The organism is Rathayibacter sp. PhB1 (genome assembly GCF_004362935.1).
GTDB classification, from domain to species: Bacteria; Actinomycetota; Actinomycetes; order Actinomycetales; family Microbacteriaceae; genus Rathayibacter; species Rathayibacter festucae.
Window position 1 is genome coordinate 90742 of sequence record NZ_SNYD01000009.1, and the last position, 16757, is coordinate 107498.

Below are 16757 nucleotides of genomic sequence, written 5' to 3' on the forward strand. Positions count from 1 at the left end.
GTTCCGCGAGCCGAGGCCGACTTTGCGAGCCGAACCTGCGGTCCTGGGCAGTCCGCCCATCCTCGGCGCGTGAGAACCTCCCCCGCACGCCGGAATCACCCGATTCCGCCAGCCGGGGAAGACTTCGCGAGCCCGACCCTGAATCACGAGCCGAACACCCGTCCCGGCCACCTCCGGCACGCGAGAACAGCTCTGGCACGTCAAAACCGTGCGATCTCGCGTGCCCGGGCCGGAACCGCGAGCCGGATTTGCACCCGGGCCACCTCGGGCGCGCGGAATCTGCTCCGGCACGTGGAAACCGTCCGATTCCGCGTGCCCGGGCCGGAACTGGGAGCCGAACATCCGCCACCGGCCTCCTCCGGCACGCGAGAACCGCTTGGGCACGCCGGAACCGCCCGATTCCGCGAGCCCGAGCCGGATCCGCGAGCCGAAGTTTCACCTCGGCCACCTCCGGCACGCGAGAACCAGTACGGCACGTCAGAACCGGCGGATTCCCCGAGCCCGAGTCGATCGAGCGAGCCGAACCTCCGGCCCCGGTCGGTCGGCCCTCTCCGACACTTCGAAACCGCTCCGGCACGTCGGAGCCGGCCGATCCCGACGGACCGGGCCGGAGCCACGAGTCCTTCGTCGTCCAGCGCGGCGGCGGCGGGCGGACAGCCGAACGGCGGGGACCCCCGAGGGGATCCCCGCCGTCAGCGGTGGTGCGGTGGTGCGGTGGGCGTCAGCTCAGCGTGGAGCGGACCGCCGCGCGCGCCTGGTCGAGCGCGCTGCGCAGGGCGTCCGTGCTCGCCGCGGTCACGGAGCCGTGCGCGGCGGCCGTGCGCAGCTCGGCGCGCAGCTCGTCGCGGAACTCGGTGAGCAGCACCTCGGCGTCGCGCAGGGCGAGCCGGGAGGCGGTGCGCGCGTCGACCGGGGCGGTGCCGGCGGCCGGGGACTCCGTGGGCGGGGCGTCCTGCGGGCGCTCGCCCGCGGGCGACTCCGACGACTCCTGCGTCGACTCCGCCGGGGCGGGCGTCCCGGCCGAGTGCTCCGGACCGCCACGCGACGGGCGCGAGTCGCGGGCGGCGCTCGCCAGATCCGCGCGCAGGCTCTTCATCGCCTCCGCGACGCCGAGGCGCACCTCGTCGGCCAGGCGGCGGACGGAGTCGGTCAGCTCCTCCTCGATGTCGCCGAGGTCGGTCGCGCGGTTCGCCAGCTCGTCGCGGCCGGCGTCGGTGATGGAGTAGACGGTCTTGCGGCCGTCGGCCTCCTTGGTGACCAGGCCCTCCTCCTCGAGCTTCGCCAGGCGCGGGTAGACCGTGCCGGCGCTCGGGGCGTAGGTGCCGCCGAAGCGCTCGCTGAGCGCCTGGATCAGCTCGTAGCCGTGCTTGGGCGACTCCGCGAGGAGGTTGAGCAGGTAGAGGCGCAGGCGGCCGTGCGCGAAGACGGGGCTCACAGCGCGCTCGCGTCGGTCAGGCGCTGCGCGGCGGGAGCGGCGGGCGAGCGGCGGACGACGGTGACGGCACCGGTCACCGAGTTGGCGGTGACGTCGACCCACTTCGAGTCGAGCGAGCCGGTGGTCGCGGTGTAGCCGCGGCCGAACGTGCCCTTGACGACCTCGCCGTCGAGCTGGAGCGTGCCGGTGGCGGTGTTGATCCGGTAGCGGGCGCCGAGGCCCTCGTCGATCCGGATGGTGAGGTCGCCGCTGACGGTGTTGCACTGGATCTCGTCCGGTGCGTCCTCGGCGTCGACGAAGACGCTGCCCGAGACGCCGTCGACGGAGAAGCGGGTGAGCGCGCCGGCGGTGGTGACGTCGCCCGAGACGGTGTGCGCGGTGACGCGGCCGGTGTGGTTGCGGACGGAGAGCTCGCCGTGGACGGTGTTCGCCTCGATGTCGCCGCGCAGGCCGTCGATGACGATGTCGCCGCCGACCGTGGAGACGCGGGCGTCCGAGTGCAGACCCGAGACGAGGCCGTCGGCCGAGACGGTGTCGAACTTCAGCGCGACGCCGCGGGGGACGAGCAGGCTGATGTCGGCGCGGTCGCCCTTGCGGCCGAGGCCCTTGGCGACGTCGACGACGGTGTCCCAGCGGAGCTGGATGTGGTCGACCTCGAGGCGGTCGCCGTCCATCGAGACCTTGAGCGGGCGGCCGGAGACGCTGTGCACCTCGACGCGGGCGGTGGGCTCGTCGTGCCCGATGACGTCGATCTGACCGCCGACCAGGGCGATCTTGATCGCGCGGACGACGTCGATGTCGATGACCTTCGTCTCGCCCGCCTGCACGAGCCATTTCTCGAGCGACATGGTGCTCCTCCTCCTGTGCCCTCGTGGGGCGATCGTGCTGCTGGTGATGCCGGGACGACTCGCGATATAGCGCGAGTCGATGGAAGTCACGATATATCGCGTCTTGCTCCGCGGGCAAGGGCGCTCGGCGATCGCTCAGGAGACGCGGTCCGTCTGCTAGACCGGGAGCATGGATCCGCTCGCGGCACTGCAGGAGATCGCCGCCCTGCTCGAGCAGGAGCGGGCGTCGAAGTACCGCGCGAAGGCGTTCCGGAAGGCGCTCGCCGTGCTCGAGGGCATGGGCGAGGGCGAGCGGGCCGATCTCGCGCTGGTCCGCGCGGCGCCGGGGATCGGCGACACGACCTTCACCGTGATCCGCCAGGCGCTCGAGGGGCGCGTGCCGGACTACCTCGCCGAGCTGCGCGGGACCGCGTCCCTGCCCGAGAGCGCGCTGCGGAGCCTCCTCCGCGGCGACCTGCACAGCCACAGCGAGTGGTCGGACGGAGCGACGCCGATCGCGGCGATGGCCGACGCGGCCCGCGCGCTCGGCCACGAGTACCTCGCGCTGACCGACCATTCGCCGCGGCTGCGGGTCGCGCACGGGCTGAGCGCCGAGCGGCTGGCCGAGCAGCTCGAGCACCTGGCCGGTCTCGACACCGGATCGCTGCGGCTGCTCAGCGGGATCGAGGTCGACGTGCTGGAGGACGGCGCGCTCGACCAGTCGGAGGAGATGCTCGCGCGGCTCGACGTCGTGGTCGCGAGCGCGCACTCGAAGCTGCGGATGCCGAGCCGCGAGATGACGGCGCGGCTGGTCGCGGCGGCCGCGCATCCGCGGACCCGGGTGCTCGGGCACGTTACCGGGCGGCTCGTCACGGGGGAGCGCGGCACCCGGCCGCCGTCGACCTTCGACGCCGGCGCCGTCTTCCGGGCCTGCGCCGAGCACGGGACCGCCGTCGAGATCAACTCCCGTCCCGAGCGGGAGGACCCGCCGGACGAGCTGATCGCGCTGGCGCTCGAGGCCGGCTGCCTCTTCTCGATCGACAGCGACGCGCACGCCCCCGGGCAGCTCGGCCTCCTCGACTACGGCGCCGAGCGCGCCGAGCGCCTCGGCGTCCCGCCCGCCCGCATCGTGACCACGTGGCCCCTCCCGCGACTCCTGGAGTGGCTGGAGCCCTGACCCCCGCCGCGAGATGCCACTTGTGCACACTTCTCACGGCGTGTCGCGTGCACAAGTGGCATCTCGCGGAAAGCGAAGTCGCGGGTGGTACCCCCTTGACAGGAGGAGCTAGCGCGGGGGGAGTTCCGGCGCAAGTAGTGATTTCCCAGCGTCGGGAGCGGCATGCTCGTGGGGGCCGTCTCCGAGGCGCGCCCTCCTCCGCTCCGACCAGACCAGGTGATCCCGTGGCCACGCAGACCGTTCTCGACGCCGTGCGCGCAGCGCCCACCCTCCTCGAGGCGATCCGGGCAGCCGACGCCCTGACCATCGCCGCCGTGAGCGACGGGGGTGGACGCGCGGTCCGCCTGCTGACCCGCGCGGCCCTCGACCCCGCCGACCAGCTCACCGCCATCGCCGCGGTGCACTCGCTCGCGCAGGTCTTCGACGAGGAGGCCGACCTCGCGCTGCTGCGGCTGCTCGCCGACGAGCGCGCCTTCATCCGCGAGCACGCCGCCTGGGCGTTCGGAGGCCGCCTGCCCCGGCCGGCCGCGGTCGGCCCGCTGCTGCGCATGGTCCGCGACGGCGGCTTCGCCGGCATGCTCGCGCAGCGCACCCTGCTGCTCTGGGCGTCCTCCACCCCCGACCTCGTGGCGCTCGCACTCGAGGGCGCGCTGATCGGCGAGCGCGACCGCTACGTCCGCGCGCGCTACGTCGAGACGATCGGCCTGGTCCCCGGCGCGATCGCCGAGCGGACCCTCCTGCACACCGCCGCCGACGAGGGCGAGGTGTTCGAGGCGCGCGCCGCGGCCGCCGACGCGCTCGGCGAGCGGCCCTCCGACGACGCCGCGCTGATGCTCGCCCGCCTCGGCGAGATGCCGGAGCCGCTCGGTCCCGTCGCGCGCGTCGCCCTCGCCGACCGCGCTATCGCTCCCGTCGCCGACGCCGGCCCCACCGTCGCGCAGCTCTTCGTGCACGCCGACATCGACGGGACGCTCACCCGCGTCGGCGCGGGCGACAACGGCGGCATCGCCACCCTCCTCGTCCGCCTCGGCGACGCGCTGACGGAGGAGGACTGCATCGAGCGCGTCCTCACCCTCTCCCGCGGCACCTGGGCCGAGGCCGAGCGCGCGCTCGCCGAGCTGCCCGCCGCGGGCCACGGCTTCGCGCCCGTGCCGTTCGTGGGCGCCGCCGTGCCGATGCCGCTCGCCTGGCCCCGCCGCATCGCCGCCGAGCGCGGGATCCGCCGCTACCTCCGCGCGGCCGGCCGCGTCGACGTCGTGCACCTGCGGATGGCCGACGTCGGCTCGCTCGCCGCGGCCGCCGTCGCGCGCGAGCTGGAGATCCCCGTCGTCTTCACCGTCGCACCCGACCCGCACGCCCTGATCGCCGGGCTCGACGAGGCGGGCACGCTCTCGCGCGCCGACTTCGGCGAGCGCGACGCCGTCGAGCACTTCTGGTTCCGGGTGCGCCTGGTGCAGCGGCTCGCCGCCGACGCCGCGCACACCGTGCTCTTCCCGCGCGCCGAGCTCGCCGAGACGATGCGCGACATGCTCGGCATCGACATCACCGCGCACCCCGAGCGGCACACGATCGTCCCCGAGGGGATCGACGTGCGCCTGGTCGAGCGCGGCGAGGAGGCGGCGCGCGATGCCGCCGCCGGCGAGCCGATCGCCCTCGACGCCGGCGACGACCTCTCCGCCCTCGACGCGCTCCTCGCCGAGCTGCCGGCCGAGCGCCGCGGGCTGCCGCTGCTGCTCAGTGTCGGGCGGCTGCACCGGGTGAAGGGCATGGCGACGCTGGCCGAGGCCTGGGCCGGCTCGCCGCTGCGCGACCGCGCGAACCTCCTCCTCGTCGGCGGCGACCTCGACGCGCCGACCCCCGACGAGACGGAGCAGCTCGACCGGATCCGCGCCGTCGCCGCCCGGCCCGGCTCAGCGGGCGGTCTGCTGCTCGCCGGGCACCGCCCCAACGGCACCGTCGCGCGCTGGCTCGGCGCCGTGCGTCACGGCCGCCCCGGGCTCGCCGCGGCCGGCGGCGCCTACGTCTGCGCGAGCGTCAAGGAGGAGTTCGGCATCGCGCTGCTCGAGGCGCTCGCCGCGGGGCTGCCGGTGGTCGCTCCGGCCACGGGCGGCCCGGCGACCTACGTGGAGGAGGGCGTGACCGGCTTCCTGGTCGACACCTCCGATCAGGAGGCGCTCGCCGTCGCCGCCTGCCTCGCGCTCGACCTCGCCGCCGGTCCGCTCGCCGAGTACTCCGCCGAGCGCGGCCGCGCCATGGTGCGCGAGCGCTACACGATCGAGGCGATGGCGCACGCGCTCTCCGCCGTCTACGCGCGGGCGACCGCGGAGCAGGAGCGCCCGCTCGGCTCGGACCTCGTGCTGGGCGCCTCGTGACCCTGCTGATCGTCAGCCCCGACTACGCCTCGCACCTGCTGCCGCTGGCGACCCTCGGCACCGCCTGGCGTGCGGCCGGCGAGCGCGTCGTGGTCGCGACCGGCGACGCGACGCGCTCGATCGTCGACGGCTTCGGCTTCGAGCACGTTCCGCTGCGGCTCGGCCGCGGCTCCAACCCGGGCACCATCCGGGCGGAGGAGCAGGCGCCCGACGAGGGCGACTCGCTCCGCGGCTTCTTCGACGCGACCCGCCGCGGGATGGTGCCGACGCTCGAGTACCAGGCCGGCGAGCGGCTGACCGACCTGCTCTGGGACCCGGCGGGCGTCGCCGCACGGCTGCGCGAGATCCTGGACGAGGTCCGGCCCGACGCGATCGTCGTCGACCACCTCGCCTTCACCGCGCGGGTCGCGCTGCGGGCGCTCGGCGTGCCCTACGGCGACGTGGTGCTCGGGCACCCGAGCGCGCTGACGGTGCCGGGCGAGGTCTACGGCTTCCCGCCGGTCTGGCCCGACGCCTTCGAACCGCCGGCCGAGGATCTGGCTCGGCTGCGGGCGCTCTGCGAGCGGGTCCGCGACTCCTTCACGGCGGAGTGGAACGCCGCGCTCACCGCGCTCGACCCGGCCGCGCCGCTCAGCCTCGACGCCTTCGCCGAGAGCGGCGACGTGCTGCTGCTGAACTACCCCGGCGAGCTGCACGACGCGGCGCGGACGGCGCAGCTCCCGCCGCACGCTTTCCTCGGCTCGGCCGTCCGCGGCGAGCCGCGCGACGCCGAGGTGGAGGAGTGGCTGGCCGGCTCGAACGACCCGGTCGTCTACGTGAGCTTCGGCAGCTTCCTCTCGGTGCGCGACGACGTGCTCGCGCGGGTGGTGGCGGCGCTGGCCGGCGTCTCCGTCGACGGGCGGCCGGTGCGCGTCGCGCTGGCCTCGGGCGCGACCGATCCGTCGGCCCTGGGCGACGTGCCCGCCGGCTGGCTGGTCCGCGGCTTCCTGCCGCAGGTGACGCTGCTCGGGCGGGCCGCGCTGGCGGTCACGCACGGCGGCAACAACAGCGTGACGGAGTCGATGACGGCCGGCGTGCCGCTGGTCGTGCTGCCGTTCTCGACGGACCAGTTCGCGGGGGCCGCGGCGCTGGAGGACGCGGGGGTCGCGGAGGTGCTCGATCCGAACGCGGCCGGGGTGCCCGAGCTGGCGGACGCAGCCCGGCGGATGCTCGCGCTGGGCGGTGCGGCGCGGGCTCGGCTGGACGAGCTGTCCGCGGCGCTCACCGGGACGACCGGCCCCGAGCGGGCCTACGCGGCCCTGGTGCACGCCGCGTCGTGAGCACCGATCAGCCCGGCGCCGACGGACCCGCCGCTGACGGGCCTGCCGCTGCCGGGCGCTCCGCTGCCGGGCGCTCCGCTGACGGGCGCTCCGATGACGGGCCCCTCGCCGACGGACCCACCGACGACGGGCGCTGGCTCGTCGTCAGCGGCCGCCGCTGGCGCCGGACCGACCCGAGCCTCCCCGAGGACGTCGTCGCGGCGCTGAAGTCGCACCTCGGCCGCGGCCGCTCCGGCGTGCGCACGGCGAAGAAGGCCGGCGACGACGCCGCGGTCGCCGCCGCCCGCACGCGGACCGGCCTGGCCAAGCACGGCCTCGGCGAGCGCGGCCCGAAGTGGTGGGACGAGCCCGAGTCCGCCCGCCTCGACCGCGCCCTGGCGGCGCTCCGCGACCTCGACGCCCTGTAGCCCCTCCGCACTTCCCGCGAGATGCCACTTGTGAGCGCCCGCGTCGGCGTGTCGCGCTCATAAGTGGCATCTCGCGGAGGGGGGCAGGGGGCGCGCGTCAGAGCAGGGACTCCGCGAGGGAGAGGGCGCCGCGGACGCCGGCCTCGTCGCCGAGGGCCGGGGGGACCAGGCGGAGGTGGGCGGCGCCGGTGCCGTTCGCGCCGGGGGCGCCCATCAGGCGCTCCACCTCGGCCTCGGTGGCGGCGAGCAGGCCGGGCGTCTTGGCGACGCCGCCCCCGACGATCGCGAGGCGGACGCCCGCGACGTAGGCGAGCGTCGTCACGAGCTGAGCGAGGTAGTAGGAGCTGAAGCGCAGGTTCGCGGCCGCGTCCTCCGCGCCGAGGCTCGAGCCGTCCACACCCCAGCGCGCCGAGATCGCCGGTCCGGCGACGAGCCCCTCGAGGCAGTCGCCGTGGAACGGGCAGGTGCCCTCGAAGCGGTCCTCCGGGTGCCGGCGGGGCAGCACGTGCGCCACCTCGGGCCAGCCGCTGCCGGCGAGGAGACGGCCGCCCGCGACGAGGCCGCCGCCGACCCCGGTGCCGACGGTGAGGTAGACGAAGTCGGGCTCGCCCTGCCCGGCGCCCCAGCGCGCCTCGCCGAGGGCCGAGCCGTTGACGTCGGTCACCAGCGCGGTCCGCGCGCCGGGAGCCGCCGCCTCGAGCGGGGACAGCACGTCGGTGCCCTCCCAGCCGAGCTTGGGCGTGGAGGTGAGCCGGCCGTAGCCGGGGGAGGCGGGGTCGATGTCGAGCGGGCCGAACGAGGCGACGCCGATCGCGGCGACCGTCCCCTCGACGCCGTGGTCGCGGGCGAACGCGGCCAGGTCGCCGAGGGTCTCCGCGGGGCCGCGGGTGGGCAGGGTCGTGGTGGCGAGGATCCGCTCGGGGTCCTCGCGCGCGGCGACCGCGGCGACGACCTTGGTGCCGCCGGTCTCGATGCCGAGGAGGAGGGCGCGGGGCGCGGTGCCGGAGGTCACCGGGTCGGCAGGACGTGCACGGGCGGACGGCGGCGTCGAGGAGTCACGGTGAGGCTTTCCGTTGAGCGCGGCGGGCCGCGGCGGACACGATGCTCGAATGCTAACGGCCGCACCCGGAGGGTGCTCAGCGCGAACCTCGGGCTCCGGGCCGATCGAGCAGGGCGCCGCGGAGCGGTGGCGGCGGAGGTCCTGGTGATGGTGGGTCTCGATACGCCCTTCGGGCTACTCGACCAGCATGGGGTGGCATTGCGGGGTGCTCGACCTGCAGGAGAGCGGATGACCGGGCGCGAGCATCCTCCTTGCTGATCGAGTAGCCCGCGGAGCGGGCGTATCGAGATCCACGCTCCGCCCTGGCGGTGGCGCAGCGACTCCGGTGGTGGTGGGTCTCGATACGCCCTTCCGGATGCTCGACCAGCAGGGGGCGGGCGTCTCTTCCACGGAGATCCGACGTCCCCGGGAGTGGTCGCCGGACTTCCGCCCTCCCCGGGCGTCACGGCCGGCGCCACGGACGGACGGTCCATCCCTTCGGAGGCGTCCTCGCCGCAGTGCCGCGATCCTGCGCGCGAGACCGCGATAGTGAGCGATTCCGTGCGTCTCCTGGCGGAAATCGCAGGATCCGCGCGTGCGAGACTGGCTGCGAGCGTGCTCCACCCGCCTCGCGGGGACGGAGCCACTGGACCCGGTCCGCTCATCCGCATCCTTTCGCAGGAGGACTCGAATGACCGATACCGCCGTGCTCGCCACCGCCCCGACCCGTGCCCCCGTCGCCAAGACCGTCCTGATGTGCCGCCCCGAGCACTTCACCGTCGTCTACCGCATCAACCCGTGGATGGACCCGCAGGTCCCCACCGACACCGCGCTCGCCGTGCGCCAGTGGCAGACGCTGTACGACACCTACGTCGAGCTCGGCTTCGACGTGCAGCTGATCGAGCCCGAGGCCGGCCTGCCCGACATGGTCTACGCCGCGAACGGCGGCTTCGTGATCGACGGCATCGCCTACGGTGCCTCCTTCACGTACCCCGAGCGCCAGCCCGAGGGCCCCGCGTACATGGACTGGTTCCGCGGTGCCGGCTTCGACGTGCGCGTGCCCGAGGAGGTCAACGAGGGCGAGGGCGACTTCCTCCTCGTCGGCGAGCGGATCCTGGCCGGCACCGGCTTCCGCTCCGCCTCCGACTCGCACGCCGAGGTCGCCCGGATCTTCGGCCGCGAGGTCGTCACCCTCGAGCTGGTGAACCCGTCGTTCTACCACCTCGACACCGCGATCGCCGTGCTCGACGACACGAACATCGCCTACCTGCCGAGCGCGTTCAGCGAGGAGGGCAACCGCGTCCTCCGCGAGCTCTACCCCGACGCGATCCTCGTCTCGGAGGAGGACGCGTCCGTCCTCGGGCTCAACTCCTTCTCCGACGGCCTCAATGTCGTCATCGCCTCACGCGCGGCCGGCTTCGAGCGCCAGCTGCGCGAGCGCGGCTACAACCCCATCGGCGTCGACCTGTCCGAGCTGCTGCTCGGCGGCGGCGGCGTGAAGTGCTGCACCCTCGAGCTGCGGCGCTGACCCCCCCCTTCTCCCTCACCCACTCTCCAAAAGTTGTCGTACTCGGCACTCGAGTACGACAACTTCTGAGGAGTCGATCGTCCTCAGGAGGCACGACATGAGCATCACCGAGACCGACCGTTCCGCCGAGCTGATCGCCGCGGAGGAGGCGCACGCCGCGCACAACTACCACCCGCTGCCCGTCGTCGCCGCGACCGGCGAGGGCGCGTGGATCACCGACGTCGAGGGCCGCCGCTACCTCGACTGCCTCGCCGCGTACTCCGCCGTCAACTTCGGCCACTCGCACCCGGTGCTGCTGGACGCCGCGCGCGCGCAGCTCTCCCGGGTCACCCTCACCAGCCGTGCCTTCCACAACGACAAGCTCGGCCCGTTCGTGACGGCGCTCGCCGCGCTCGCCGGCAAGGACATGGTCCTCCCGATGAACACGGGTGCGGAGGCCGTCGAGTCCGGCATCAAGGTCGCCCGCGCCTGGGGCTACCGGGTGAAGGGCGTCGCGCCGGGCCGCGCGAACATCATCGTCGCGGCCGGCAACTTCCACGGCCGCACCACGACGATCATCTCGTTCAGCGACGACGCGGAGGCGCGCGACGGCTTCGCGCCGTTCACGCCCGGCTTCCGGACGGTGCCGTTCGGCGACGCGGCGGCCCTCGAGGCCGCGATCGACGAGGACACCGTCGCCGTGCTGATCGAGCCGATCCAGGGCGAGGCGGGCATCGTCGTCCCGCCGGCCGACTATCTCCCCGCCGTGCGCGAGATCACCGCGCGGCACAACGTCCTCTTCATCGCCGACGAGATCCAGTCCGGCCTCGGCCGCACCGGCGCGACCTTCGCCTGCGACCTCGTCGACGTGGTCCCGGACGTCTATCTGCTGGGCAAGGCGCTCGGCGGCGGCATCGTGCCGGTGTCGGCGGTCGTCGCGAACGCCGACGTGCTCGGCGTGCTCCAGCCCGGCCAGCACGGCTCGACCTTCGGCGGCAACCCGCTCGCCGCCGCCGTCGGCCTCGCGGTCGTCGAGCTGCTCGCCACCGGGGAGTACCAGGCACTGGCCCGCGAGCGCGGCGCCCAGCTGCACGCCCGCCTCACCGCCCTGATCGGCCGCGGTGTCGTCGCCGTCCGCGGCGCCGGACTCTGGGCCGGCATCGACATCGACCCCGCCCTCGCCTCCGGCCGCGCCGTCTGCGAGGCCCTGATGGCTCGCGGCGTCCTCGCCAAGGACACCCACGGCTCGACGATCCGCCTCGCCCCGCCCCTCGTCGTCACCGCCGCCGAGATCGACTTCGCCGTCGACGAGCTGGAGGCCGTGCTCGACTCCCTGCGCTGACCCCCTCCGCGAGATGCCACATGTGCACGCTTTCCACGGCGTGTCGCGTGCACAAGTGGCATCTCGCGGAGGGCGCTGAGCCCCCTCGACCGGCGACGGCGAGGGGGCTCCGTCGTGCCAGGGCTCAGCGCGGATCCGGCGCAGTGCGGGCAACTTCCGGCGGATGCTGTCATGCTGGACGCGGCCGCCGCGGTCCCTGCAGCGATCCGAGCACTCCGGATCCACCTCCTCACCGCGACCCGCGCCCCACCCGCACCGCTCCCGGTGCCGCACGATGCGGCGCGGAGCACGACCCGGGTGGCCGCGGACGAGGCCGTGCAGAGCACCGGAACCACCCGGCGCCTGCGACCACACAGACCACCTGCGCCGAGGCGCTCCGCACGATGCGGGGGCCGCGCGCACCAGCACGACGCCACGTCCCCCACCGGAAAGCACCCATGCGAAACGCCAGAACCGCCAAGCCCGCGCGCCACCACCTCGAACTCCCCGCCCCCAAGCCGCTGGAGAAGGGCGGCATGCGCATCACGCCGCTCGGCGGCCTGGGCGAGATCGGTCGCAACATGACCGTCTTCGAGCACAAGGGCAAGCTGCTCATCGTCGACTGCGGCGTGCTCTTCCCCGAGGAGAACCAGCCCGGCATCGACGTGATCCTCCCCGACTTCGCCGCGATCCGCTCGCGCCTGAAGGACATCGAGGCGATCGTGCTCACCCACGGCCACGAGGACCACATCGGCGGCGTGCCGTACCTCCTCAAGGAGCGCGGCGACATCCCGATCATCGCGTCGACCTTCACCCTCGCGCTGATCACCGCGAAGCTCACCGAGCACCGCATCACCCCGCGCACCCGCCCGGTGAAGGAGGGCGACCGGATCGACGCCGGCGTCTTCGACCTCGAGTTCCTCGCGGTCAACCACTCCATCCCCGACGGCCTCGCGGTCGCCATCCGCACCGAGGCCGGCCTCGTGCTGCACACGGGCGACTTCAAGATGGACCAGTTCCCGCTCGACGGGCGCACCACCGACCTCCCCGGCTTCGCGCGCCTCGGCGACGAGGGCGTCGACCTCTTCCTGGTCGACTCCACCAACGCCGACGTCCCCGGCTTCGCGATCTCCGAGGGCGACCTCGCCCCCGCGATCGACCAGGTCTTCCGCACCGCCCCACGCCGCATCGTCGTCTCGAGCTTCGCCAGCCACGTGCACCGCATCCAGCAGGTTCTCGACGCCGCGCAGAAGCACGGCCGCAAGGTCGCCTTCGTCGGCCGCTCGATGGTCCGCAACATGGGCATCGCCGCCGAGCTCGGCTACCTCAAGATCCCGGCCGGCCTCGTCGTCGACATGAAGGTGCTCGAGAAGCTGCCCGCGACCCAGATCGTGATGATCTGCACCGGTTCGCAGGGCGAGCCGATGGCGGCGCTCTCGCGGATGGCCAACAAGGACCACATCATCGACATCGGCCCCGGCGACACGGTGCTGCTCGCCAGCTCGCTGATCCCCGGCAACGAGAACGCGATCTACCGGATCATCAACGCCTTCACCCGCTGGGGCGCGACGGTCGTGCACAAGGGCAACGCCAAGGTGCACGTCTCGGGCCACGCCAGCGCCGGCGAGCTCGCCTACTGCTACAACATCCTCCGCCCGACCGCGGTCCTGCCCGTGCACGGCGAGTGGCGCCACCTCACGGCGAACGCCGCGATCGCGACGCGCACCGGCATCGACGAGAAGAACGTCTTCGTCGTCGAGGACGGCGTCTCGATCGACCTCGTCAAGGGGCGCTCGCGGATGAGCGGCCGCATCCCGGCCGACCTCGTCTTCGTCGACGGCACCACGATCGGCGTCGCGACCGAGGACGCGATGATCGACCGCCGCGTCCTCGCCGAGGAGGGCACCATCACGGTGCTCGCCATCGTCGACCTGGACCGCGGCACGCTCGGCGAGCCGGTCGAGTTCTTCACTCGCGGCTTCGTCGAGGAGCCGAGCTGGAAGGAGAACGCCAGCAAGGCGATCGACGACGCGGTGCTGCAGGCCGCCGGCCAGCCGACCGACCGCGACGCGATCGAGAAGCTGATCACGCGCACCCTCGGCCGCTGGCTGACCCGCCGTCACCGCCGCAACCCGGTCATCACGACGATCGTCGTCGAGGAGTAGTCCTCGCACCCCGTGCACAACTGAGGCTGGATGGCCGCGATCGCTCGTTTCTCGGGCCGATCCGGCCATCCAGCCTTATCTGTGCACGCGTCGCGGCGGTGAACCGCGTCCCTCGGGCCACCCGCCCGCGAACTGCCCGTTAGGGAACCGTATGGATCCGGGCGTTCTCGGCTCCGGAGCCGCCTCCGCCGAGTAGACACGTCCAGTGACCTCCTCTCTCGTCCGCGGTGACGCCGACGCCCTCGAACCCTCGCCCCTCTCCTCTGCGTCCTCCTCCGGGCGCCGCGGCGGAGTGAAGGCGTGGCTGCTCGAGGGGCTGCGGAGCGACTCCGGCGCGCACCCCGGGCCGCACTCCACCACCGAGAAGACGCACTCCTGGTGGCGCGTGATGTGCCTGACCGGCGTCGACTACTTCTCCACCCTCGGCTACCAGCCCGCGATCGCGGCGCTCGCGGCCGGCCTGGTCTCGCCGCTGGCGACCATCGTCCTGGTGCTGCTGACCCTGTTCGGCGCGCTGCCGGTCTACCGCCGGGTCGCCCGCGAGAGCTTCCGCGGCGAGGGCTCGATCGCGATGCTCGAGCGGCTGCTGCCCTGGTGGGGCGGCAAGCTCTTCGTGCTGGTGCTGCTCGGCTTCGCGGCGACGGACTTCATGATCACCATCACCCTGTCGGCGGCCGACGCCACCGCGCACGCCGTCGAGAACCCGTTCGCGCCGGCCTGGTTCCACGGCGCGGAGGTGCCGCTGACGCTGGGGCTGGTCGCGCTGCTCGGGATCGTCTTCCTCCGCGGCTTCAAGGAGGCGATCTCGATCGCGGTCGTGCTGGTCGCGGTGTTCCTCGCGCTGAACGCGGTCGTCATCGTCGTCGCGATCGCGCACGTCGCCGAGAACCCGGTCGTGATCGGGAACTGGTGGTCGGCCCTGACGACGCAGCACGGGAATCCGCTGATCATGGTCGGCATCGCGCTGATCGTGTTCCCGAAGCTGGCGCTCGGGCTCTCCGGCTTCGAGACCGGCGTGGCGGTGATGCCGCAGATCCGCGGTGACGCGAGCGACACCGACGCGGCCCCGCTCGGCCGGATCCGCGGGGCGAAGCGGCTGCTGATCACCGCCGCCGTGACGATGTCGGCGTTCCTGATCACCTCGAGCTTCGTGACGACGCTGCTGATCCCGCAGGCCGAGTTCCAGCCGGGCGGGCAGGCCAACGGCCGCGCCCTCGCCTACCTCGCGCACGAGTACCTCGGCGACGCCTTCGGCACCGCCTACGACGTCAGCACGATCTGCATCCTCTGGTTCGCGGGCGCCTCGGCGATGGCCGGGCTGCTCAACATCGTGCCGCGCTACCTCCCGCGCTACGGGATGGCGCCGCAGTGGGCCGCGGCGGTGCGCCCGCTGGTGCTGGTCTTCACGGCCGTCGCGTTCCTGATCACGATCCTCTTCCGGGCCGACGTCGACGCTCAGGGCGGCGCCTACGCGACCGGCGTGTTGGTGCTGATCACCTCCGCCTCCGTCGCCGTGTTCCTCTCGGCCAAGCGCAAGAAGCAGCGCAAGCGGGCTGTCGGCTTCGCGGTGATCGCGCTCGTCTTCGTCTACACGACGGTCGTGAACGTGGTCGAGCGGCCGGACGGCGTGCGGATCGCGAGCCTGTTCATCCTCGGGATCCTCGTGGTGTCGCTGATCTCGCGGGTGCAGCGCTCGTTCCAGCTGCGGGCGACCTCGGTGACCTTCGACGCGCAGGCGCTCGACTTCCTCAGCACCGACGCCGACGACTACGGCGTGATCCGCGTCCTCGCGAACGAGCCCGACGACGGCTCCGAGCGCGAGTACCGCGACAAGCTCGCCGAGGAGCAGCGCGACAGCAACCTGCCGATGCGCGGCCCGGTCCTCTTCCTCGAGGTGCACACCACCGACTCGTCCGACTTCGAGGAGGACCTCGTGGTGCAGGGGCGCGTCTGCCACGGCTTCCGCGTGCTCACGGTGACCAGCGGCAACATCCCGAACACGATCGCCACCGTGCTGCTCGAGATCCGCGCCCTGACCGGCGTCGTCCCGGACGTCTACTTCGAGTGGACCGAGGGCGGCCCGCTCTCCAACATGTTCCGCTTCCTGATCACCGGCACCGGCGAGGTCGCCCCCGTCACCCGCGAGGTCCTCCGCCGCGCCGAGCCCCGCCGCGAGCGCCGCCCGGGCGTCCACGTCGGCTGACCCGCGCCCGCCCCTCCCCGCCGCGAGATGCCACTTGTGCGCGCGACACGCCGTGAGAAGCGTGCACAAGTGGCATCTCGCGGGAGGGGCCGACCCTGAGCGCACCCGACGTTCGGCGACGGGGAGTCGACGGGGAGCGTGGATCGGTCGGTAGCCTCCCGCGATGATCGTCCTCCGTTCACCCGGCGTCGCGACGGACGAAGCGCGACCGACGGCCTCCGTCTACGTCGACGGGTTCAACCTCTACCGGAGAGTCCTCCAGTCGGAGCCGACGCTCAAGTGGCTCGACCTCGCACGCCTGCGCGATCTCCTTCTGCCGACCTTCGACGTGGTCCGGGTCCGGTACTTCACGGCCATGATCCGGGCGACGCTCGGGACCGACCCGCAGGCGCCGGTCCGACAGCAGACGTATGTGCGCGCGCTGCGGACTTCTCCGCGGATCACCGTCCACGAGGGGACGTTCCGGATCGATCGTCGGATCATGCCGGTCCATCCTGCGCGGCTCGACGACGGCGGCCGGCTCGTGACGGTCGGAGTGCGCAAGACAGAGGAGAAGGGGTCCGACGTCAACCTGGCCGCCCACATGCTCGTCGACGCGTTCCGGGGCGAGGCGGAGACGTTCTTCCTGCTCTCGAACGACTCGGACTTCACTGAGGCCTTCCGAATGGTGCGCGACGAGGCAGGCGGGGAGATCGGCTTGATCTCGCCCACGGAGAGGCCCTCGGCCTCGCTGCTCGCGGTGGCTCCCGCGCACATCCGCAAGATCTGCCGTGGTGCGCTCGAGCGGAGCCGGTTCCCGGAGGTGCTTCACGACGACCGCGGCGTCCTCCGCCGCCCCGCTGCATGGGGCGGAAAGAGCTGAGGCCCCTTCCGGAGAAGGGGCCTCGCGCCCGGTAGCCGAAGCGTCCGGGGGTGTCCCCTCAGCGTACGCGCCTCCCCCTGCTCCCCGCCGCGAGATGCCACTTGTGCGCGCGACACGCCGCGA

At 73.4% G+C, this 16757-nt stretch carries 11 protein-coding genes and 1 pseudogene; 9 read left to right on the plus strand and 3 right to left on the minus strand.

Annotation, left to right across the window (positions count from 1 at the left end):
• Positions 1–721: 721 nt before the first annotated feature.
• A complete protein-coding gene (locus EDF17_RS18410; RefSeq protein ID WP_123448094.1) occupies positions 722–1435 on the minus strand; it encodes a PadR family transcriptional regulator in 714 nt (237 codons plus the stop codon).
• Positions 1432–2283, minus strand: a complete 852-nt coding sequence (locus EDF17_RS18415) for a hypothetical protein (protein WP_123448095.1) — start codon at positions 2281–2283, stop codon at positions 1432–1434. The genes EDF17_RS18410 and EDF17_RS18415 overlap by 4 nt, the downstream gene beginning before the upstream one ends.
• A 169-nt stretch (positions 2284–2452) precedes the next feature.
• On the opposite strand from EDF17_RS18415, the gene EDF17_RS18420 reads away from it, so the two are divergent.
• The 4 genes and pseudogenes from EDF17_RS18420 to EDF17_RS18435 form a co-directional block, all read left to right on the plus strand.
• Positions 2453–3439, plus strand: coding sequence for a PHP domain-containing protein (locus EDF17_RS18420; protein ID WP_123448096.1), 987 nt, complete (start codon positions 2453–2455; stop codon positions 3437–3439).
• Between the two features lie 224 nt (positions 3440–3663).
• Positions 3664–5811 (plus strand): glycosyltransferase, encoded by a 2148-nt coding sequence (locus EDF17_RS18425; RefSeq protein WP_123448097.1) that lies wholly within the window; start codon positions 3664–3666, stop codon positions 5809–5811.
• On the plus strand, positions 5808–7130 hold the full coding sequence (locus EDF17_RS18430; protein WP_123448098.1) for a glycosyltransferase: 1323 nt from the start codon (positions 5808–5810) through the stop codon (positions 7128–7130). Before EDF17_RS18425 ends, EDF17_RS18430 begins: the two co-directional genes overlap by 4 nt.
• A 122-nt stretch (positions 7131–7252) precedes the next feature.
• Positions 7253–7537, plus strand: a pseudogene (locus EDF17_RS18435) (biopolymer transporter Tol); the annotation flags it as partial.
• A gap of 97 nt (positions 7538–7634) precedes the next feature.
• On the opposite strand, the gene EDF17_RS18440 reads toward EDF17_RS18435, so the two are convergent.
• Entirely contained in the window at positions 7635–8549 is a 915-nt protein-coding gene (locus tag EDF17_RS18440) for an ROK family protein (protein ID WP_166649742.1), read from the minus strand.
• Between the two features lie 718 nt (positions 8550–9267).
• On the opposite strand from EDF17_RS18440, the gene ddaH reads away from it, so the two are divergent.
• The 5 genes from ddaH to EDF17_RS18465 all read left to right on the plus strand — a co-directional run bounded on the left by ddaH (position 9268) and on the right by EDF17_RS18465 (position 16634).
• Positions 9268–10104 carry a dimethylargininase gene (ddaH, locus tag EDF17_RS18445; RefSeq protein ID WP_123448100.1) on the plus strand — a complete coding sequence of 279 codons (837 nt, stop codon included), beginning with the start codon at positions 9268–9270 and terminating at the stop codon, positions 10102–10104.
• A 97-nt stretch (positions 10105–10201) separates the two neighbouring features.
• Positions 10202–11425, plus strand: a complete 1224-nt coding sequence (gene rocD / locus EDF17_RS18450; RefSeq protein WP_123448101.1) for an ornithine--oxo-acid transaminase — start codon at positions 10202–10204, stop codon at positions 11423–11425.
• 515 nt (positions 11426–11940) lie between these two features.
• Positions 11941–13569: a ribonuclease J gene (locus EDF17_RS18455; protein WP_207901707.1), complete on the plus strand. Its 1629-nt coding sequence runs from the start codon at positions 11941–11943 to the stop codon at positions 13567–13569.
• Positions 13570–13957: 388 nt separating this feature from the next.
• Positions 13958–15772, plus strand: coding sequence for an amino acid transporter (locus EDF17_RS18460; RefSeq protein WP_243588078.1), 1815 nt, complete (start codon positions 13958–13960; stop codon positions 15770–15772).
• 163 nt (positions 15773–15935) lie between these two features.
• Complete coding sequence (locus EDF17_RS18465; protein ID WP_123448103.1) at positions 15936–16634, plus strand: NYN domain-containing protein; 699 nt, start codon at positions 15936–15938, stop codon at positions 16632–16634.
• Positions 16635–16757 lie beyond the last annotated feature (123 nt).

Coding starts and splice junctions, on each gene's coding strand:
- EDF17_RS18415 (WP_123448095.1), bottom strand. CDS start 2,283: ATGTCGCTCGAGAAATGGCTCGTGCAGGCGGGCGAGACGAAGGTCATC.
- EDF17_RS18420 (WP_123448096.1), top strand. CDS start 2,453: ATGGATCCGCTCGCGGCACTGCAGGAGATCGCCGCCCTGCTCGAGCAG.
- ddaH (WP_123448100.1), top strand. CDS start 9,268: ATGACCGATACCGCCGTGCTCGCCACCGCCCCGACCCGTGCCCCCGTC.
- rocD (WP_123448101.1), top strand. CDS start 10,202: ATGAGCATCACCGAGACCGACCGTTCCGCCGAGCTGATCGCCGCGGAG.
- EDF17_RS18455 (WP_207901707.1), top strand. CDS start 11,941: ATGCGCATCACGCCGCTCGGCGGCCTGGGCGAGATCGGTCGCAACATG.
- EDF17_RS18460 (WP_243588078.1), top strand. CDS start 13,958: ATGTGCCTGACCGGCGTCGACTACTTCTCCACCCTCGGCTACCAGCCC.
- EDF17_RS18465 (WP_123448103.1), top strand. CDS start 15,936: ATGATCGTCCTCCGTTCACCCGGCGTCGCGACGGACGAAGCGCGACCG.